Raw genomic sequence first — 16257 nt, 5'->3', positions numbered from 1 at the left:
GCTTGCATCGGAACGGAGTCGAGCTTCGTCCCGGTGCGACGCCGAAGCGAAAGCGCAACGCCCGATGTGCTGTCGGAGGCCGCGCACACTCGGCCGCGGTGCAAGTGACCTTCAAGCAGTGGTTCCCATGAGTTCCGCCATCAATTCTTCCTTGCGAGTCGCAAGCTCCTCGCGCATGGCGACGAGGTCCAGCCCGCGCGCGGCGCGTGCCTTCACGAAAATCTCGTTGCGTTCTTCCTTGACATGGTGGTCGATGTACTCGCCGAGAACGGTCACCTTGGCATCGAACATGTCGTCGACGTCCGTGGCGCCCTGGATTTGGGCGATCAGGTCCTTGGCGCTCGCGTGCTCGACGTTGGCCTCGTCCAGCAGGTCGGTTTCCTTGATGGCCTCGCGCAACGCGGGGTAGAAGATCTCCTCCTCGATCTGCGCATGGACGGTCAGTTCGGTGCAGATCTCGTTGGCGAGATCCCGCTTCTTCTGCGATGTGCTCGCGCCTCGCGACTTGGCGAGTTCGTCGTAGGCCTTGAACAGCTTCTTCACGTTGCGATGATCGGCATCGAGAAGGGCGCACGCGTCGGGTTCGGCTCGTTTGGTGGTGGGCATCGGAGACTCCATTTGGGTTGTGGGGTCCACAGCCTCTGGCGTGCCTCACTCCTGTTGCGTAGGAACTTGACGCGAGGCCGCGCCAGCATGGGCGGACCCACCGCGTCGCAGGGCAGTCCATTCGTCGCACTGCTGCCCCGGCCGTCCGGAAGTCCACGCCTGACGGTGAGGCGGCCCCTATGCGATCGCGCGGATGGGTGCGGGGACCTCGGGCGAGAGTTCGCGCGCGAGATGACTCAGCGTGCCGCGCTCAGGACGCGGAAGGAAGCTCGTGGCGCCGTCGTCGTCAGGGTTGGCCGGTCAGGGCTTCGGTGCGGCCGGCAGGTCGGGCTCGGTGGTGACCGCCGCTGCCGCTTCGCGAAGCGGTGCGATGAAGTTGACCAGATCGAGCTGCATCGGCCTGGATGGGGAGGAAGCCGGCCGCGGCGGCGCGCGATAGGAGGTCACGGCACAGTTCGGCACGTCGCCCTGCCGATCGATCTCCAGGATCTGCTTCTCGCCCATCTGCTCGAGCAGGTAACGCGTGCAATTGACGATCACCTGGTGCGCCACGACCAGCACGCGACGGTCGGGATATTCACGCGTGACCATTTCCAGCAGGCTGCGCAATCTCAGGATCACGTCGCACCAGCTCTCGCCGCCGGGCGGACGGAAATAGAACTTGCCCACGTGCACCCGCTGTTCGCTCAATTCAGGATGCTTCTGGCGAATGCCCAGCTTGGTCAGCCGATCGAGGATGCCGAACTCCTTTTCGCGCAGGCGCTCGTCGATGCGCAGCTCGATGTCCGCGCTCGCGGGCTCCGTGTGCATGGCGATCAGGCGCGCGGTCTCGCGGGCACGCTCGTAGGGAGAACAAAGCAGCACATCGGGGCGCTCATCTGCCGGCAGCGATCCGAACCATTTCCCGAGCGCCACGGATTGCTCCACACCAAGCTCGGACAGGGGCACGTCGATGTCACGCCAGGCCAGGTCGATCATCGCCAATCCCCCCTCCTCGGCGGCGTCGCGCGCCACATTGCCGGCGCTCTGTCCGTGGCGGACCAGCCAGAGCATGCTTGGCCATCGAGTCTGCATGGGACGCATGTTCCCGGGGCATCGGCATGCATCACAGCCGAGCCAGTTCCCGAGCGGCTGTAGGCCAAGCACGATGGTTGAGGGCGCGGAGCTTCGGCACAGAACGGCGCGATCGGATGCGCGCGGCACCGCGATGAGCGCCTGCCGGCTGCGGCGACGCACGCGAACCGGTCGGCGCGCACCTCTCGGGGCTTCGCGCTTCCTTCCTACGCCGAAGGCGAGCGCGCGGGCCGAGCCTTCGTCAGCCGTGTAGGCGGTGGAGGACTTCCTGATGTTCCATCCTTTCTTCAAGGCCGTGCTGCAGCGTCCTGACCTGCTGGTGCAGCACCTTTCCAACCACGTCGCGCTGATGAAGGCCGAGGCGGCGGCCACCGGGCGCTCGCTGGCGATGAAGGGGATTGCCGCGCTGCTGGCCGGGCTCCTCCTCCTGCTGGCGCTCGGCTTGACGGGCGTGGCCGTCATGCTGGGATTCGTGCACGCGTTCCACGCGGCCCTCGTGGCCGTGCCGGCGGTTGCATGGGGACTTGCGTTGCTGAGCCTGGTGCTCGCCATGCGCCGCAGCACGGCTGCACAGGCGCAGCGCGAAGTGATGAGCGAGATCGAAGCCGATCTGGCCGTGCTTCGCGACGTGAAAGAAGAGCGGGACGAGCGAGAACGACCATCCACAGCGAGCGCGGGCCGGATCGGCGCATTCGCAAGCAGCGCTGGCGGCACCGGGCTTGCCGGTCAGGATGCCCATGCGCTGAGCGCCGACGGCCGCGCACGGGTTGCCTCACCCGCGAAGACCGCCGCCAGCGCACGCGGCGCGGCCACTTCGAGCTGGTCATAGCGGCATGCGGCGGGAGGCTTGTCGAAGCGCCACCGCACGAAGACGGCGGCATGGCGAAAGCGCGGACCCTGCAGATGGTCCTAGCGCACTTCGCACACCCGCTCGACGGTGCGGCGCCCTGCATCATTCCGACACCTTCATTCGAAGCCCTGTTGCTTGAGCCAATCGCCCGGCGTCGGCTGCCACAAGCGTTCGTTCGCGGAAAGCCTGTGGATGAGCCGCAGTCGATCAGCCACTGTCCGGGGGGGTCTCTTCGCCACGTTGAGTCCGTCCAGGTAGGTGCGCAAGGCCGCGGATGCGGCTCTGCCGAGCGCGGCAGTCGCTTCGTACTCCGTGGCGCTGGGCCATTCGCCATTGCGGGCGTCCGCGCCGAACAGTCGACCCAGAAGCCGGTACTGCGCCACAAGGTACTCGACTCTCGCGCGATCGTAGTCGCGTCGGAGCGCGTCGATATCCGAGGAAGCGGGCATGGCGAAAGCATTCAATCAGCCACACGGCCAGGACGTAGGACAAGACCTCGTCCATCGCGCCGCACACAACACATGGGTGCAGCTTGAACCTCGTGAGGACGCGCGGATCCACTGCACGGAAGCCAGTTTTCCGGTGCGAGCACACGGAGCATTCCTACGACCGCGACGCGCGGGAAAGGGGATGCTTCGTTCTTGCCGGCGGCCTCGCAGGGTTGCTCCGGTCAGGACAGGCGTGCCCCGCTGCGGGCTGCGATGTCCGAAATGTTCGGGGTCATACGGCACAGTCCGGCGGGATCGGGATGAGATCAATTTCTTGTAGTGCATTCGGCGTTCTGCTGCTTTCCGCCGTTGCGTTCCACGCCCAGGCATCGGGAACGAACAAGGTATGCAACGGACGAAAGACCGACGTCGTCTTCGCCGTGATCCATGAGGATTCCGACGATCCGGATGCCCGATGCGACCTCCAGGGGGCCCGGTGCCACGTGACGCTCCAGGGCTGGTACACCTTGAAGCCGGGCGTCTGCACGGAGGTCGCCGTGGGAAGTCGATGGGAATCCCTTCTTTCGATCTTCGTCAAGGACGCTGCGGACGGCCGGTACAGACCGGAGGCGTTTCCGGTCAACGAGAAGTTCGACAAGGACAGGAGCGAGAAGAACTCCGGCGTCGTCAACGTCAACGTGTGCCTGCCTGTCGGACCGTTCAGGAGACAGCTCCCGGGAACGCTCGCGCCGCTGGTGAATCCAGTCGCGGCATGCGGGTCCGGCGAGGCGTTTCATCCGATCAACTACGTCATGCGAAGCGGGCCGGACACCCACGTGGTCCTCACGGTGAACTAGGTCGCTCTGGGAAGGCGCCAGATGACGCGTCCCACACGATCCGGTGCTTCATTCCCACACCTTTGCCGTGGGACTCGCGCAGGCTGCCTAGAGGCTGGAAATGTCCATGATGGCGCTCGACCCCACGCATGCAAGACCGTCGCTCCTGCGGCGACATCCGGTGCTGTCCACCGTGGGTGCACTTCTTGCACTGCTGGTCATCTTCGTTCTCCTGTTCGACTGGAACTGGGTTCGGCCGCCCCTGGAGCGCTACATCTCGAAGAAGACCCAGAGGGAGTTCCGCGCGTCCGACCTTCACGTCAAGCTCGGGTTCACGCCGACGATTCGCCTGCGCGACGTGTACTTCGGAAATGCGGCCTGGGCCAAGGATGAGCCGGCCATGGCGAAGATCCAGGCGCTCGAGTTCTCCGTCTCCCTGCGCGACCTGCCGGAGAAGATCCTGGTTCCACGTGTCGCTCTCACGCGGCCCGAACTGGTGTTCGAGCGTCTGCCGGACAACCGGAAGAACTGGATTCTGTCGGAGCCCTCCGACACATCGCCCAGCAAGCTGCGCATCAGCACCCTGTCGGTGGACCACGGTCATCTGCGCTACCTCGACCACGGCGAACCCTTCACGCTCGACATTCAGGGCAGTACCTTCGACGCGGCCTCGCAGGAGAAGGTGCGCGACGCCAATGCACTGCCCTCCAACGCCCGGTACACGACACAGTACGACTTCAAGGGCAGCTATCACGACAGCGAATTCCGCGGCCGCGCGCTCACCGGCGACGTGCTGAGCTTCCAGGAGTCGGGCGTGCCGTTTCCTCTGCAAGGCACGCTCGATGCGGGCACCACGCGGCTGGCGGTGGAGGGCACCATCGCCGACGCCGCCAAGATCTCCGCCATCGACGTGGAGTTGCGCATCGAAGGCCAGACGCTGGCGAACCTCTATCCCTTCCTGCTGCTCCCGCTGCCGGCCTCCCCGCCCTATTCGCTGAGTGGCCACCTGATCCTCAAGGGAAACCGCTACACGATGGACGACCTCAAGGGCAAGATCGGCTCCACGGACGTGACCGGTCACGGCGCTTACGTCGACAAGAAGCCCCGGCCGCTGCTGACCGCGAACCTGCACAGCAAGCTGCTCAACATGGCCGACCTCGGGCCACTGGTCGGCGTCCAGACCAAGGAGACCGGCGGCAAGCCCCAGGCCACGCAGGCCCAGACCCGAGACCGTCCGGCGGCCAAGGCGCAGGAGAAAGCCGCGGATCCGAACCACGTGCTGCCGGCGGGCACTTTCGAAGGCAGCCGCTTGCAGAAGATCGATGCCGAGGTCGATCTCGTCGCAACCCGGCTCGTCGTCCCGCAGGCCCTTCCCCTCGAAAGCCTGAAGGCTTCGCTGCGCCTTCATGATTCGATGCTCAAGGTCGACCCGCTCGACTTCGGGTTCGCGGGCGGCACGATCGCTTCACGCGTTGCACTGGATGCCCGCCAGCCGACGCTCAAGTCGGACGTCCGCGTCGACCTGCAACGCATTCGCGTCGACAAGCTGGTGCCCGCGAGTCCGGTGGTTGCCAAAGGCGCGGGCAGGCTGGGCGCCACGCTGCATCTGACGGGCACGGGCAATTCGATCGCGGATGCAGCGGCGAAGGCGAACGGACGCATCGCCGCGACCATCGTGAACGGCCGCATCTCCAACCTGCTGGATGCCGCCAGCGGCCTCAACGGGGGCAAGGTGCTCACCCTGCTCGCAGGCGGCGACAAGGACATCGTCGTCCGGTGCGGCGGCGTCGCCTTCGATGTCAAAGGGGGCCGGGGCAAGAGCACGCTGTTCCTCATCGACACCGAGCAAACCCAGGTACTCGGCAGCGGCGGCTTCGATCTCGAGAACGAGCGCTTCGACCTCACGGTGGCGCCGAAGCCCAAGGAGTTCGGGCTGCTGTCGTTTCGCACGCCGGTGCGGCTGCACGGCAGCTTCAAGCAGCCCGAATTCCAGATCGTCAAGGGTCCGCTGGTCGCGCGCGCCGGTGCCGCTCTCGCGTTGGCCGCGGCCACACCGCTGGCTGCTCTGGTCCCTCTGATCGAGACGGGACCGGGCGAGGACAGCAACTGCGCCGATGTCGACCGAAACGTGAGAGGCGCCGTCGAGCAGGCGGGCACCAAGCCGAAAAGCGTTCCACGCAAGTGAGGAGGCCATCGTGCACCCCAGGCATCTCTACGATCTGTGCCGCAAGGCCGTGATGGCGTGGATCGACGACTATGCGCCGAGCATGGGCGCCGCGATTTCCTACTACACGATCTTTTCTCTCGCGCCCCTGCTGATCATCGTGATCGCCATCGCGGGGGCCATCTTCGGGCGCGAGGCCGTCGAGGGCCAGATCATCAGCCAGATCGGCGGCCTGGTCGGCCAGGACGGCGCGTCGGCTGTTCAAGGGCTGCTCCGGGCCGCCAGCGACACGGACAAAGGCCTGGTCGCAGGAGTCATCAGTGGCGTCGTGTTGCTGGTGGGCGCCACCAGCGTCTTTGCCGAGTTGCAGAGCGCGCTCGATCGCATCTGGCACGTTCCCGAACATGAGAAGCCCTCGGGCATCTGGTCGGTGCTCAGGGCGCGGCTGCTCTCGTTCGGGTTGATCCTGGGCCTGGCCTTCCTCCTCATGGTCTCGCTGATCGTGAGCGCGGCCCTGGCCGCGTTCGACACCTGGTTCGGCGGACTGATGGCCGGATGGGAGGTCCTGCTGCAGGGATTGAACCTGCTGATCTCCCTCGGGATCATGACCTCGCTGTTCGCCATGATCTTCAAGCTGATGCCCACCGCGCCGATCGCATGGCGGGACGTGTGGATCGGCGCTCTTGTCACAGCCGTTCTCTTCGAGGTCGGCAAGCTGCTGATCGGCCTCTATCTCGGCAAGAGCGGCGTGACCGAAGCGTTCGCTGCGGCGGGCTCTTTGGTCGTGCTCGTTGCCTGGGTGTACTACGCCGCGCAGATCTTCCTGCTCGGCGCCGAGTTCACCAAGGCGTATGCGGATGAGCACGGATCGCTCGCGGCGAAACGAGCCCGGCCGAGCGAAGGCGCGGCCGCCGCGGGCAGCAGGGAGGAGACGGGGCCGCGCCCGGCGGCAGCCGATGTTCCCGACTACGCCGGCCTGGCGCGGGCGGCGAACGCGCAGCAGGAGGTCGATCACCGCGTGACGCTCGCCAGCCGGCGTCTCGCGCGCCAGGTGGTGCTGCTCGCGACCGTCTCGCTGACGGAAGCGATCATGCGCCGGAAGATCCGGCAGAAGGAAAAAGCAGTGCGGCGTTTGCGATAGCCGAATCCCGCCGCGAACCCCTCATTGCGACAAGGGCCTGGAGCCGTCGGCCGGCAGGACGATCGTCGAATCGCCATCCGGCGAAGTGACCAGGTCCGAATCGCTCAGGGGTGGCCGTGATCCCTGCGGGACGACGATGGTCGCACGGCCACCGGGCGAGATGACCTCGGTGCTCGGAGGAAGCCCTCTTTGCGCCCGATCCCACGCCTGTCCGGCATCACGGACGCAGGCATCGCGCTCCGGGCGCGGCAGGTTTCCCTCGTTGCATGCCGCCATGGCGCGCTCGTAGCGCTGCATCGCGGCATCGATGTCCTGTTGCGAGTAGGCCGCCGTGCTCGCCGCCACGGCGGCACACGAGATCACGGCATAGCTGCAGCGAAAGATCATGGTGCATCTCCTTGGCGGGCTGCGGCGAGGTGCAGGCACGCTACCACCGCATGGTCACGGCCAGCAGCCCACCGCTCAGACCGATGTCCTGGATGGGCCTGCCACTCTTCATCCGATAGTCCAGGTAGCGCCAGCCCGCAATGACGTCGCCCCACTGGAACGCATACCCGATGCCGGTCATGGCCTGCCAGGTGGAGTCGGACTGTCCGGTGCCCACGTCCAGGTAGTAGGGCAGGAACCAGCGCCGGTCGCCGCTGAGTGCGACGCGACCCTTGATGCCGACGATTCCGTCCCAGTTGCTCTGGCTGGTCTCCCGCTCGCCGCCACGCAGAGGCGGCGCCACGGTGGCGACGTTGCCCGCGAGCTGCCAGTCGAGCGTCTGCCTGATGTCCAGAAGGCGCACGCCGAACAGGACATCCAGGGTCGCGCCCGGTTGCGCAATGGCCCGGTAGGTGCCCGCCAACGTCCACAAGGTCGCCTTCATGTCGAGGCTGCCACTCGCAAAGGCGCCGGCAGGCAGTCCGAAGTCCCCCAGGCCGAAACCGCGAATCAGCTGCTTCGAGCCGCCGAGGTCCACGTAGAGGATGTCGGTGAAGGCGCCCCAGCTCCCCCGTCGCGCCTCGAGCGTTCCCATGAACGTGAATTTCAGGTGGTCGATGATGGCCGACGTGTCGACGGTGACGTTGCTGGCGAACCCCGGAAAGCTGGTCGTGCCGTGAAGCTTCGGCAGGTAGCCGTAAAGGGACGCTTCGAAGCGCCATTCGTCCGCAGGAAGTGCGGTGTCGAGCGTATCCGCCGCGAACGCGGGGATCCAGGCCAGCAATGACGCTGCGATGGCGCTCGATGCCGCGCGGAATCGCGGCGTCGGGGATGCGACGGTCACCACGGTCGACACCCTCAGGGCTGCTGGACGACGTAGACGAGATTCGGCCCGTTGAATGCCGCGCGGTAGTAGGTACTTCCGCAGCGCTGGTATTCGACGCCATTGAGCGAGGTCTGCCCGCACCCTGGCGGCAGCGAGGTGACGATCGTGCCCACCGCTGGCGCACCAGGGGACGCAGGCGGCGCCGCACTTCTTGCGGCTGCGGCCGCTGCGGCATTCGCCTGATTCGCCATCACGGCCGTCGTCGCCACGGCTGCCGTCGTGGCTGCTGCGGCGGCGGTGGTCACTTCTGCGGCTCTGGCCACCTCGGCGGTGCGGGCCACCTCGGCGGTGCGGGCTACTTCAGCCGTGCGGGCGACCTCGGCGGTCCTGACCGCTTCGGTCTCCCGGTACGCGGAGCGCCGCGCGACGCCAGCGTAGCTGACAGGTGTCGCCGGGCGCCCGACGATGGCTTGGGCATTCGGGATCAGTTGAAGCCTCAGTGGTCCTTCTCCCGGGGCGTCGAGCGCCCACAGAACGGCGGACGCAACGCCGATGCCGAGCGTCTTCAGGATTGTCTTCATGGCATCCGTCCTTCCGGCTTCAGAAAGTCGATCCGCTTCGCATCCTTGGGCGGCGCGAAGGCGAACAGCGAATCGGGCACCTTCGGATCGAGGTTCCAGCGGTTCAAGGTCACCGCAAACTGCGGCATGCCCTCGACCCGCCTCGTGGTGATGACGTACTTGCGCGGAAGCGGCCTGTCGCCGTCCTGGACCCAGACCTGGAAGTCGACTTCCGGACTGCGGAACGCAAGGTGCGTCGTGCTCGCGCCGCCGATCACGCTCGTGCCGACGACCATCGCCCCGACCAGGTCCTGCGTGAGCCGTTCGAACGCGTTCGTGGCCAGGAGATCGGAGGCCGGCGCAACGATGTCGAGCCGATCCCGTGCAAAGTCGAGCGCCGCATCCAGCGTGGCGGGTGCGGGAACCGTCGCGTAGCGCCTGTTTGCCAGGTTGAAGAGCGTCAGCGATGCGCCGTCGTAGTAGAAGACCTGGTCGACGACTTCGCCCCTGCGCTCGGCCCGCAGCCGGTCCGGCCGCCGGATGGTCGCCGTCGCCGCGGTGTCGAACTGCAGCTTCTGGCCCGTCGTGAGCACGACTTCCAGCGTGCTGTCGCTGTCGACGCTGAAGTGCTTGAGACCGGCAAGGTACTCGGTCATGCGCCGCAGCAACTGGGTCGCGTGCGGATCGATGTCGGAAGACTGCGCGCCGGCCGGCTGCGCACCGAGGGCCATGACGACGATCGATGCGATCGCCGCGGCGCAACGCACGAGTTTGATTGACATGGTGCCTTTCCTTTGCCTGGTGATTGCGTGCCCGTTCAAACCGCCTTGGCTCGCGGCGGAACCCACGAGCCGTCGATGATCGATGGCGGCTTGTCCTTCGGCCAGTAGAGACGCATCATCAGGACGAAGCCGTCCTTCGGCGCGGGCAGCCAGTTCTCCTCCTTGTCCGGCCCTGGCGACTCGTGCTGGATGAAGATATCGACCGAGCCGTCGGCGTTGGCCTTCAGCTTGTTGCGCTGGCTGACCGTGTAGCGATTGATCGGGTTCGGCACGAAGAAATAGTCCGTGCCGTACATCGTCAGCGACCAGAAGCCATTGACCGGCGGCAGTTGCCCCTTCGGGAAGTGCATCACGTACTTCTTGGAGCCGTCGTACTTCTGCAGTATGTCGGGCCCGGTGGAGGTGGGATAGACCGCATCCTGGGGCCGGTTGGCTCCAAGGCCGATGGCCGTGACCAGGGCTCGCTGGATGTAGTTGGTCCCGTAGGTGCCCGCTTTGGTGGTGAACGTCCAGCCATTCTTGAGACTCAGGTCGCCTGCGAGCACACCCTTCTTCATCCAACCCATGATCTTTGCCTGCGCCGGCTTCGGCGCCTCGGCCAATCCCTTGTTGACCGAATCGCCGAGCTTGGCGGCATCGAAGTCCTTGCCCGGCACGATGCCGATCTTCGCAAGCTTGGCGACCATCGCGGCATCCCCCGCGAGCGGCGGATTGGTCTTGAGCAACTGCGCGAAAAGCGCGAAATAGCTTGCGGCATCCATTGCATCGACCTGGTCGCGCACTGCCGTCTTGCTGTCGACGCTCGGGTCGACGGTGCCGGGCGGCGGCGTGTACGGCTTCCCGTAGGACGACAGCGGCGTCGCCGTCATCTGGTCTTGCAGTGCGTGGACTTCCGCGTAGTCTTCCGGCGTGCCGGTGCAATAGATCCGGCCGAGCATCCACACCATACCGGTGGGCGACTTGTACTGCTTGACGCCCGACGGCAGGCTTCCCTTCCAGCCCGGACCGGTGATGGCGAATTTCTGCGCCCCCGTGCCAGTGGTGCGCTTGCCCGGAACCTCGAAGACGTTGGTCCAGCCGTCCAGCATCGGCAGCAGGAAAAAGCGTCCCTTCATGTCGGGCGTGGAGATGATCCAGGGTTCCTTCGCCACATCCAGCCAGATGATGGTGTAGAGCGTGTCGGCATTCGGCGCCGTCACCGCATGGTTGTCGACCGCCGGATAGTCGCGCAGCTTGAGGAAGTGGCCCATCGGAGCCCTTGCTGCTTCCGGTGCCGCAACGTTCGTCAGACTGCGGCGGGTCAATTCCATCGTGACCAGCGGATAGGCATAGATGTAGGCCTCGATGGCGAGGTCGCGCGCCTGCCGCGCCTTGATATCGCCCTTGAGGGAATCGACGCTGTCTTCGACCTCCCGCTTGAGGTCGAGCATCAGGCCGTCGGCCGCGCGGGCGACCCCCGAACTGCCCAAGGCTCCAAGGGTCATGGCCAGGCACAGGTTGCGCCGCGTTGCGTTCGTGTCCATGTCTGATTCCTCGTTCGTTGTGAATTGGATGGGTTTCCCCTGCCGGCTCGCAACGGACCTGGGAAGCACTGACCCGAGTGCATCGACCGGCAGAACGCACTTTGGATGTCCCGGCGAACCCCGTCTACTGCCCTTTAGGGAAGGTGCCGGCCCCTGAACAAGCTGGCCAGCGGGCGCCTCTTTTTGTGAGTGCGCCTGGTCTGATCTACATTTCGAAGTTGCCATCGCTGCAGTCGAACCACGAGAAGAAAGTTCGCGGCATCGATGGCACGGCGAAGAAGAATTTCGGCGCCAGGGCGCCGAACGAGGAGGACGAAATGCATTCGCAATCGGCGAGATGCCGATCCTGTTTCTTCGAGGCGGTCATCGCGCGTGCGGGCAAGCACGGGTCGATCGGAGCCTGCGGCAAGGTCAGGCCGTGAGCTGGGTCACTTTCCTGTGGGCGATGGTCAGCGCCGCGTGCCTGACCTTGGCGGCAGTGCACCTGCCGGTCTGGCTCAAGGATCGTTCGGCCTGGCCCAGCTTCTTCTTCGCGATGCTGTGCGTATCGACCGCGGGACTGGCGCTGGGCGAGCTCCAGATGATGTACGCCCAGACGCCCGACGCCTATGCCGCTGCCCTTCGCCTCGCCCATGTGCCGGTCCTCGGGCTCTACGTCGCGGCCATCGGTTTCGTCCGCAGCTATTTCGGAACGGGCCGGCCCTGGCTCGGCTGGCTGGTCATCGGGCTGCGAACCGCCACCCTGCTGCCCAACTTCTTCACCGGCCAGAGCCTGAACCTGGCGACCATCTCGCACCTCGAAGCCTTTCCGCTCCTGGGCGAGAACGTGTCGGTGGCGATCGGCACGCCCAATCCGTGGATGGTGCTCGCCCATCTCTCCGCCTCGCTGATGGTGCTCTTCGTTCTGGACGCGAGCATCGGCGCGTGGCGGCGCGGCGACCGGCGAACCTCCCTCACCGTCGGCGGCGGGTTCGTCTTCTTCGCCCTGGCCGGCACCGTCCAGAGCATGCTCGTGTTCTGGGGCGTCATTCGCATGCCGATCTCGGTCAGCCTGCTTTCGCTTCTCCTCGTGATCGCCATGGGATACGAGCTGAGCCGGCATGTGCTGCACACGGCCAGCCTCGTCCGGGAACTGCGCGAGAGCCAGGAACGCATGGCGCTGGCCACGGAGGCGGCCAGTCTCGGCATCTGGATGTTCGACTTCTCGCGCCGCACCTTCTGGGCGAGCGCCAGGATGCGCGGCCTGCTGGGGTTCTCCCAGACCGAGCCGTGGGACCTGGACCGCGTGCTGCAGCGCGTGGACGAGGAAGATCGTGCCGTGGTGCGCCAGGCACTGGCCGAGACATCGCAGGGCGTGCCCAGCTATCACTTCGAATTCCGGGTGCACGCACCCGATGGGAGAACACGATGGATCGCGGCGCAGGGACAGATCGAGTTCGACGACCGGGGGCATGCGCGCCGAGCCCGCGGCGCCTGCGCGGATGTCACGGACCGCAAGGAAGCTGAGCATCAGTTGATGCAGCTGCGACTCGAACTCGCGCATGCCGGACGCGTGTCGGCGATGGGCCATCTGGCTTCTTCCCTGGCCCACGAGATCAACCAGCCCCTGGGAGCGATCCTTCGCAATACCGAGGCCGCATTGCTGCTGCTGCAGGCGCAGCAGCCGGACCTCGAAGAGATCCGGGCCATCCTCGCCGACATCCTCGGGGACGACCAGCGCGCAGGGACGGTCATCGACCGCATGCGCGCCATGCTTCGCCACAGCGCAATGGCGATCGAACCCCTGGCGGTCGACGATCTGCTCTCGGATGTCGCCGCGCTCGTGCGTCCCGATGCCGCGGCGCGCCATGTGCGCGTCGTCCTCGACATCGCGGACGACCTGCCGCCGGTGCTCGGAGACTCCGTGCACCTGCAGCAGGTGCTCCTCAACCTGATATCGAACGGCATGGACTCCATCGACGAGGCCGGACGCAAGGTGCGCCAGATCGTCGTCTCCGCGATCCGTGCCGGCGCCCGTAAGGTCGAGATCGCCGTGAGCGACAGCGGCGGCGGCATCCCGCAGGATTGCCTCGAGGAGGTCTTCGGCTCCTTCTACACGACCAAGCCATCCGGCCTGGGCATGGGCCTGTCGATCTCGCGCAGCCTCGTGGAGGCCCACGGGGGCCGTCTATGGGCCGAGAACCGATCGGAAGGCGGCGCTCGCCTGCGCTTCACGCTGCGCGTGCCGTCGGAGAACCCCGCATGAACGCCGTGCAGCCGATCGTCCACATCGTCGACGACGACGCCGCCTACCTCCGGGCGACGACGAGGCTGCTGCTGGCGAGCGGCTTCGCGGTGCAGGGCTACGCCTCCGCGAACGAGTTCCTCGCGCGGGAGGCGGGCTCGCAGCCCGGTTGCGTGGTCGTCGACCTGCAAATGCCCGGCTTGAGCGGCCTCGATTTGCAGGAAAGGCTCGCACGCAGCGCCAATCCGATGCCGGTGGTGTTCCTGACGGGCCAGGGCGACATCGCGTCGAGCGTGCGGGCGATGCGTGCCGGCGCCGAGGACTTCCTGGAAAAGCGCGCGCCGCTCGACGAATTGCTCGATGCGGTCCGGCGCGCGCTCACCCGCGGCGAGCAGGAGCAGGCGCTCAGGGGACGCCAACTGGAGCTTGAGCAGCGCATCGAATCCCTCTCCGCGCGCGAGCGCGAGGTCCTGGAGCACGTGCTGCGGGGACGACTCAACAAGCAGATCGCGGGCGACCTCGGGATCAACGAACGAACGGTCAAGCTCCACCGCACGTCCATCATGACGAAGATGAAAGTGCGTGCGGTCGCCGAACTGGCGCGGCTGGTGCAGGAGATTGGTGAGCGCAAGTCCGGGGCGGGCTCATGAAGCCGCGCGCCGGATGGCCTCGACGACCTCGGCACCTGGATCGTTCTTGCGGAAGTAGCCGGCGCAGCCGAGGCACAGCGCAGAGGACCTTGTCTCGGCATCGTCGAACGCCGTGATGAAGATGAAGGGAACCCCCGCACCTTCCGTGCAGAGCCGCTTCGCCAGATCGAGTCCCGACATCCCGCCGAGCTGGACATCGAGCAGCAGGCAATCGAAGCGCGAATCCCTGTCGGCGAGAAAGGTTTCGGCCGATTCATAAGTGTGCGGCTCCATCCCCGATGCGCGCAGATACCGTCCGAGGGAGCGGCAAAGGCTGGCATCGTCGTCGACGATGGCGACATGGAGGCAGGGGCGATCGTTCATCGGGGGATGGAAGATCGACACACTGTGGATGTCGGGGCGAGGGCCGTCTACTGCCCTTTCGGGAAGGTGCGACGACCGGGGTTCGATCCAATGCTCCCGCCGCGAGCGGCTTCGGCTACCATCCGCCGCCGGCGCGAACGGCGCCAGCCGAGCGGCTCACTCGTCGCGGATGCCGTTGCGCAGCACGCCGATGGCGTCCACCTCGATCTCGCAGACGTCGCCCGGCTTCATGAAGACCTGCGGCGTGCGCTTGTTGCCGACGCCGCCCGGCGTGCCGGTGACGATGACGTCTCCGGCCGCAAGCGGCAGGAAGGCGGAGATGTAGGCGATCTGCCGCGGGATGCTGTGCACCATCATGTCGGTGGTGGCGCGCTGCAGTTCCTGGCCGTTCAGGCGCGTGACGAGCGTCATCTTCTGGTCGGGCGCGATCTCGTCGGCGGTCACCATCCACGGGCCGAACGCGCCGGTCTTCCAGAAGTTCTTGCCCGGGGCCCACTGCGAGGTGTGGACCTGCCAGTCGCGCACGCTGCCGTCGTTGTAGCAGCTGTAGCCGGCGATGTGCGACCAGGAATCGGCCTCGGAGATGTGGCGGCCGCCCTTGCCGATGACAATCGCGATCTCGCCTTCGTAGTCGAGCCGCTCGGAGACGCGGGGGCGCACGATGTCCTCGCCATGCGCGACCTGCGAGTCGGCCACGCGCAGGAAAATCACCGGCTTCTCGGTCACTTCCTTGCCGGTCTCGCGGATGTGCTCGCCATAGTTCAGGCCGATGCAGAAGATCTTGCCGGGGTTGGGGATCACCGGCTGCAGCGTCACTTCGTTCAGCGGAAGGGTGGCCTTGGCGGCCGCGACTTTCGCGGATGCATCGAGGGCGAGGTCCGCGGCGATGAACGCCTTGAGATCCGGCGCGCGCCCGCCGTAGACCTCGCCGAGATCGACCACGCGGTCGCCAACGACGGCGCCGTAGCTGTCCTTGCCGTTGTATTGGTAGCTGATGAGTTTCATGAGGATTCCTTGATATCGATAGGAGGAGAGTGGGTCGGATCTAGGCCAGCCGACCTCCGATGCGCGTGGCGGCCTCGGTGATCAGATTGACCATCTTTTCAAGGTCGACGATCGCCAGGCGCGAGGTATCGAACACCAGGGAGATGGCGGCCCAGGCACCGCCATCGGGTTTGAGGATGGGCGCCGCCACGGCCGCCAGCTGCGGCTCCAGCTCGCCCTTGGAGATGTAGTGCCCCGCCTTGCGGATCGCCGCGTAGTAGCGCCGGAACTCGGGCCACTCGGCCGGAAGGCCAGAGCGCACCAGTTCCTCGTGTTTCGACTCGAAGACCTTCTTCAGCTGCGTCGAGCCGAAGGAGGCGAGCAGCACCTTCGGCGCGGCGCCCAGGAACAGCGGTCGCGGCCGGCCGCGTCCGTACGCGAGACTGGCCGGAGCAGTGCCCATTTCGCGATAGGTATCGAGCACCTGCACGCCGAACACGCCGGTCAGCACGCAGTCGAATCCGGTCGCATCGACCAGCTCCCGCATCACAGGCAGCCCGACCTTGAGCACCGGATCGGCGCGCCGGATGTAGTGGTCCAGCAGGATGATGCGCGGCCCCAGCGCGTAGTGCGAGTCCTCCACGCGCTGCAGCAGCCCGGCCTGCAGCAGGAGGCGCACATAGCGGTAGCTCGTGGGCAGCGACACATCCAGCGCCGCGGCGATGTCCTCCGCCGTGCGCATCAGATGGGTGTCGTCGAAGAGGTCGAGCACCCCGAGCATGCGCTCCAGACTGGACGTTGATGGTTCCGACAAGGAAAT

The 16257-nt window shown here is 66.2% G+C and carries 18 protein-coding genes; 7 read left to right on the top strand and 11 right to left on the bottom strand.

Annotated features, from left to right (window positions below; genetic code table 11):
- Positions 1-111: 111 nt before the first annotated feature.
- Both WKW77_RS05650 and WKW77_RS05645 read right to left on the bottom strand, forming a co-directional pair.
- Positions 112-606 carry a hemerythrin domain-containing protein gene (locus WKW77_RS05650; RefSeq protein ID WP_340355863.1) on the bottom strand — a complete coding sequence of 165 codons (495 nt, stop codon included), beginning with the start codon at positions 604-606 and terminating at the stop codon, positions 112-114.
- 300 nt (positions 607-906) lie between these two features.
- Positions 907-1659: a histidine phosphatase family protein gene (locus WKW77_RS05645; protein WP_340355862.1), complete on the bottom strand. Its 753-nt coding sequence runs from the start codon at positions 1657-1659 to the stop codon at positions 907-909.
- A 277-nt stretch (positions 1660-1936) separates the two neighbouring features.
- On the opposite strand from WKW77_RS05645, the gene WKW77_RS05640 reads away from it, so the two are divergent.
- Positions 1937-2509, top strand: coding sequence for a phage holin family protein (locus WKW77_RS05640; RefSeq protein WP_340355861.1), 573 nt, complete (start codon positions 1937-1939; stop codon positions 2507-2509).
- Between the two features lie 137 nt (positions 2510-2646).
- Here WKW77_RS05640 and WKW77_RS05635 read toward each other — a convergent pair whose 3' ends face one another.
- A complete protein-coding gene (locus WKW77_RS05635) occupies positions 2647-2979 on the bottom strand; it encodes a hypothetical protein (RefSeq protein WP_340355860.1) in 333 nt (110 codons plus the stop codon).
- A gap of 299 nt (positions 2980-3278) precedes the next feature.
- Here WKW77_RS05635 and WKW77_RS05630 point away from each other — a divergent pair, with 299 nt between their 5' ends.
- The 3 genes from WKW77_RS05630 (at position 3279) to WKW77_RS05620 (ending at position 7099) form a co-directional block, all read left to right on the top strand.
- Complete coding sequence (locus tag WKW77_RS05630) at positions 3279-3815, top strand: hypothetical protein (RefSeq protein ID WP_340355859.1); 537 nt, start codon at positions 3279-3281, stop codon at positions 3813-3815.
- Positions 3816-3921: 106 nt separating this feature from the next.
- Positions 3922-5979: an AsmA family protein gene (locus tag WKW77_RS05625; protein ID WP_340355858.1), complete on the top strand. Its 2058-nt coding sequence runs from the start codon at positions 3922-3924 to the stop codon at positions 5977-5979.
- 10 nt (positions 5980-5989) lie between these two features.
- Positions 5990-7099 carry a YihY/virulence factor BrkB family protein gene (locus WKW77_RS05620; RefSeq protein ID WP_340355857.1) on the top strand — a complete coding sequence of 370 codons (1110 nt, stop codon included), beginning with the start codon at positions 5990-5992 and terminating at the stop codon, positions 7097-7099.
- A 21-nt stretch (positions 7100-7120) separates the two neighbouring features.
- On the opposite strand, the gene WKW77_RS05615 is transcribed toward WKW77_RS05620, so the two are convergent.
- Genes WKW77_RS05615 through WKW77_RS05595 form a run of 5 tightly spaced genes read right to left on the bottom strand, consistent with a single transcriptional unit; the run spans position 7121 to position 11216 of the window.
- On the bottom strand, positions 7121-7486 hold the full coding sequence (locus tag WKW77_RS05615; RefSeq protein ID WP_340355856.1) for a hypothetical protein: 366 nt from the start codon (positions 7484-7486) through the stop codon (positions 7121-7123).
- 40 nt (positions 7487-7526) lie between these two features.
- Positions 7527-8369 (bottom strand): hypothetical protein, encoded by an 843-nt coding sequence (locus tag WKW77_RS05610; RefSeq protein WP_340355855.1) that lies wholly within the window; start codon positions 8367-8369, stop codon positions 7527-7529.
- Positions 8370-8383: 14 nt separating this feature from the next.
- Complete coding sequence (locus tag WKW77_RS05605; RefSeq protein ID WP_340355854.1) at positions 8384-8932, bottom strand: hypothetical protein; 549 nt, start codon at positions 8930-8932, stop codon at positions 8384-8386.
- Entirely contained in the window at positions 8929-9693 is a 765-nt protein-coding gene (locus tag WKW77_RS05600) for a DUF2092 domain-containing protein (RefSeq protein ID WP_340355853.1), read from the bottom strand. Before WKW77_RS05600 ends, WKW77_RS05605 begins: the two co-directional genes overlap by 4 nt.
- Positions 9694-9728: 35 nt before the next feature.
- Complete coding sequence (locus WKW77_RS05595) at positions 9729-11216, bottom strand: DUF1254 domain-containing protein (RefSeq protein WP_340355852.1); 1488 nt, start codon at positions 11214-11216, stop codon at positions 9729-9731.
- A gap of 77 nt (positions 11217-11293) precedes the next feature.
- On the opposite strand from WKW77_RS05595, the gene WKW77_RS05590 reads away from it, so the two are divergent.
- From WKW77_RS05590 to WKW77_RS05580, 3 genes are read left to right on the top strand one after another with little or no spacing between them, the layout of a single operon-like run.
- The gene (locus tag WKW77_RS05590; RefSeq protein WP_340355851.1) at positions 11294-11638 is read left to right on the top strand and encodes a hypothetical protein; all 345 of its coding nucleotides are present in this window, start codon (positions 11294-11296) and stop codon (positions 11636-11638) included.
- Complete coding sequence (locus WKW77_RS05585) at positions 11635-13461, top strand: ATP-binding protein (protein ID WP_340355850.1); 1827 nt, start codon at positions 11635-11637, stop codon at positions 13459-13461. The genes WKW77_RS05590 and WKW77_RS05585 overlap by 4 nt, the downstream gene beginning before the upstream one ends.
- Positions 13458-14090 (top strand): response regulator transcription factor, encoded by a 633-nt coding sequence (locus tag WKW77_RS05580; protein WP_340355849.1) that lies wholly within the window; start codon positions 13458-13460, stop codon positions 14088-14090. Before WKW77_RS05585 ends, WKW77_RS05580 begins: the two co-directional genes overlap by 4 nt.
- Here the strand turns inward: WKW77_RS05580 and WKW77_RS05575 are convergent.
- The 3 genes from WKW77_RS05575 to WKW77_RS05565 form a co-directional block, all read right to left on the bottom strand.
- Positions 14085-14453 carry a response regulator transcription factor gene (locus tag WKW77_RS05575; RefSeq protein ID WP_340355848.1) on the bottom strand — a complete coding sequence of 123 codons (369 nt, stop codon included), beginning with the start codon at positions 14451-14453 and terminating at the stop codon, positions 14085-14087. The two genes, WKW77_RS05580 and WKW77_RS05575, sit on opposite strands and share 6 nt — an antisense overlap.
- Before the next feature lie 156 nt (positions 14454-14609).
- Complete coding sequence (locus tag WKW77_RS05570) at positions 14610-15458, bottom strand: fumarylacetoacetate hydrolase family protein (protein ID WP_340355847.1); 849 nt, start codon at positions 15456-15458, stop codon at positions 14610-14612.
- Positions 15459-15498: 40 nt separating this feature from the next.
- Positions 15499-16251: an IclR family transcriptional regulator gene (locus tag WKW77_RS05565; protein ID WP_340355846.1), complete on the bottom strand. Its 753-nt coding sequence runs from the start codon at positions 16249-16251 to the stop codon at positions 15499-15501.
- Positions 16252-16257: the final 6 nt, after the last annotated feature.

Origin of the sequence: Variovorax ureilyticus, from assembly GCF_037889935.1 — a bacterium.
Lineage (GTDB): Bacteria > Pseudomonadota > Gammaproteobacteria > Burkholderiales > Burkholderiaceae_C > Variovorax > Variovorax ureilyticus.
Note: the sequence above shows the minus strand (reverse complement) of the source record. Positions and strands in the feature narration are given on the sequence as shown.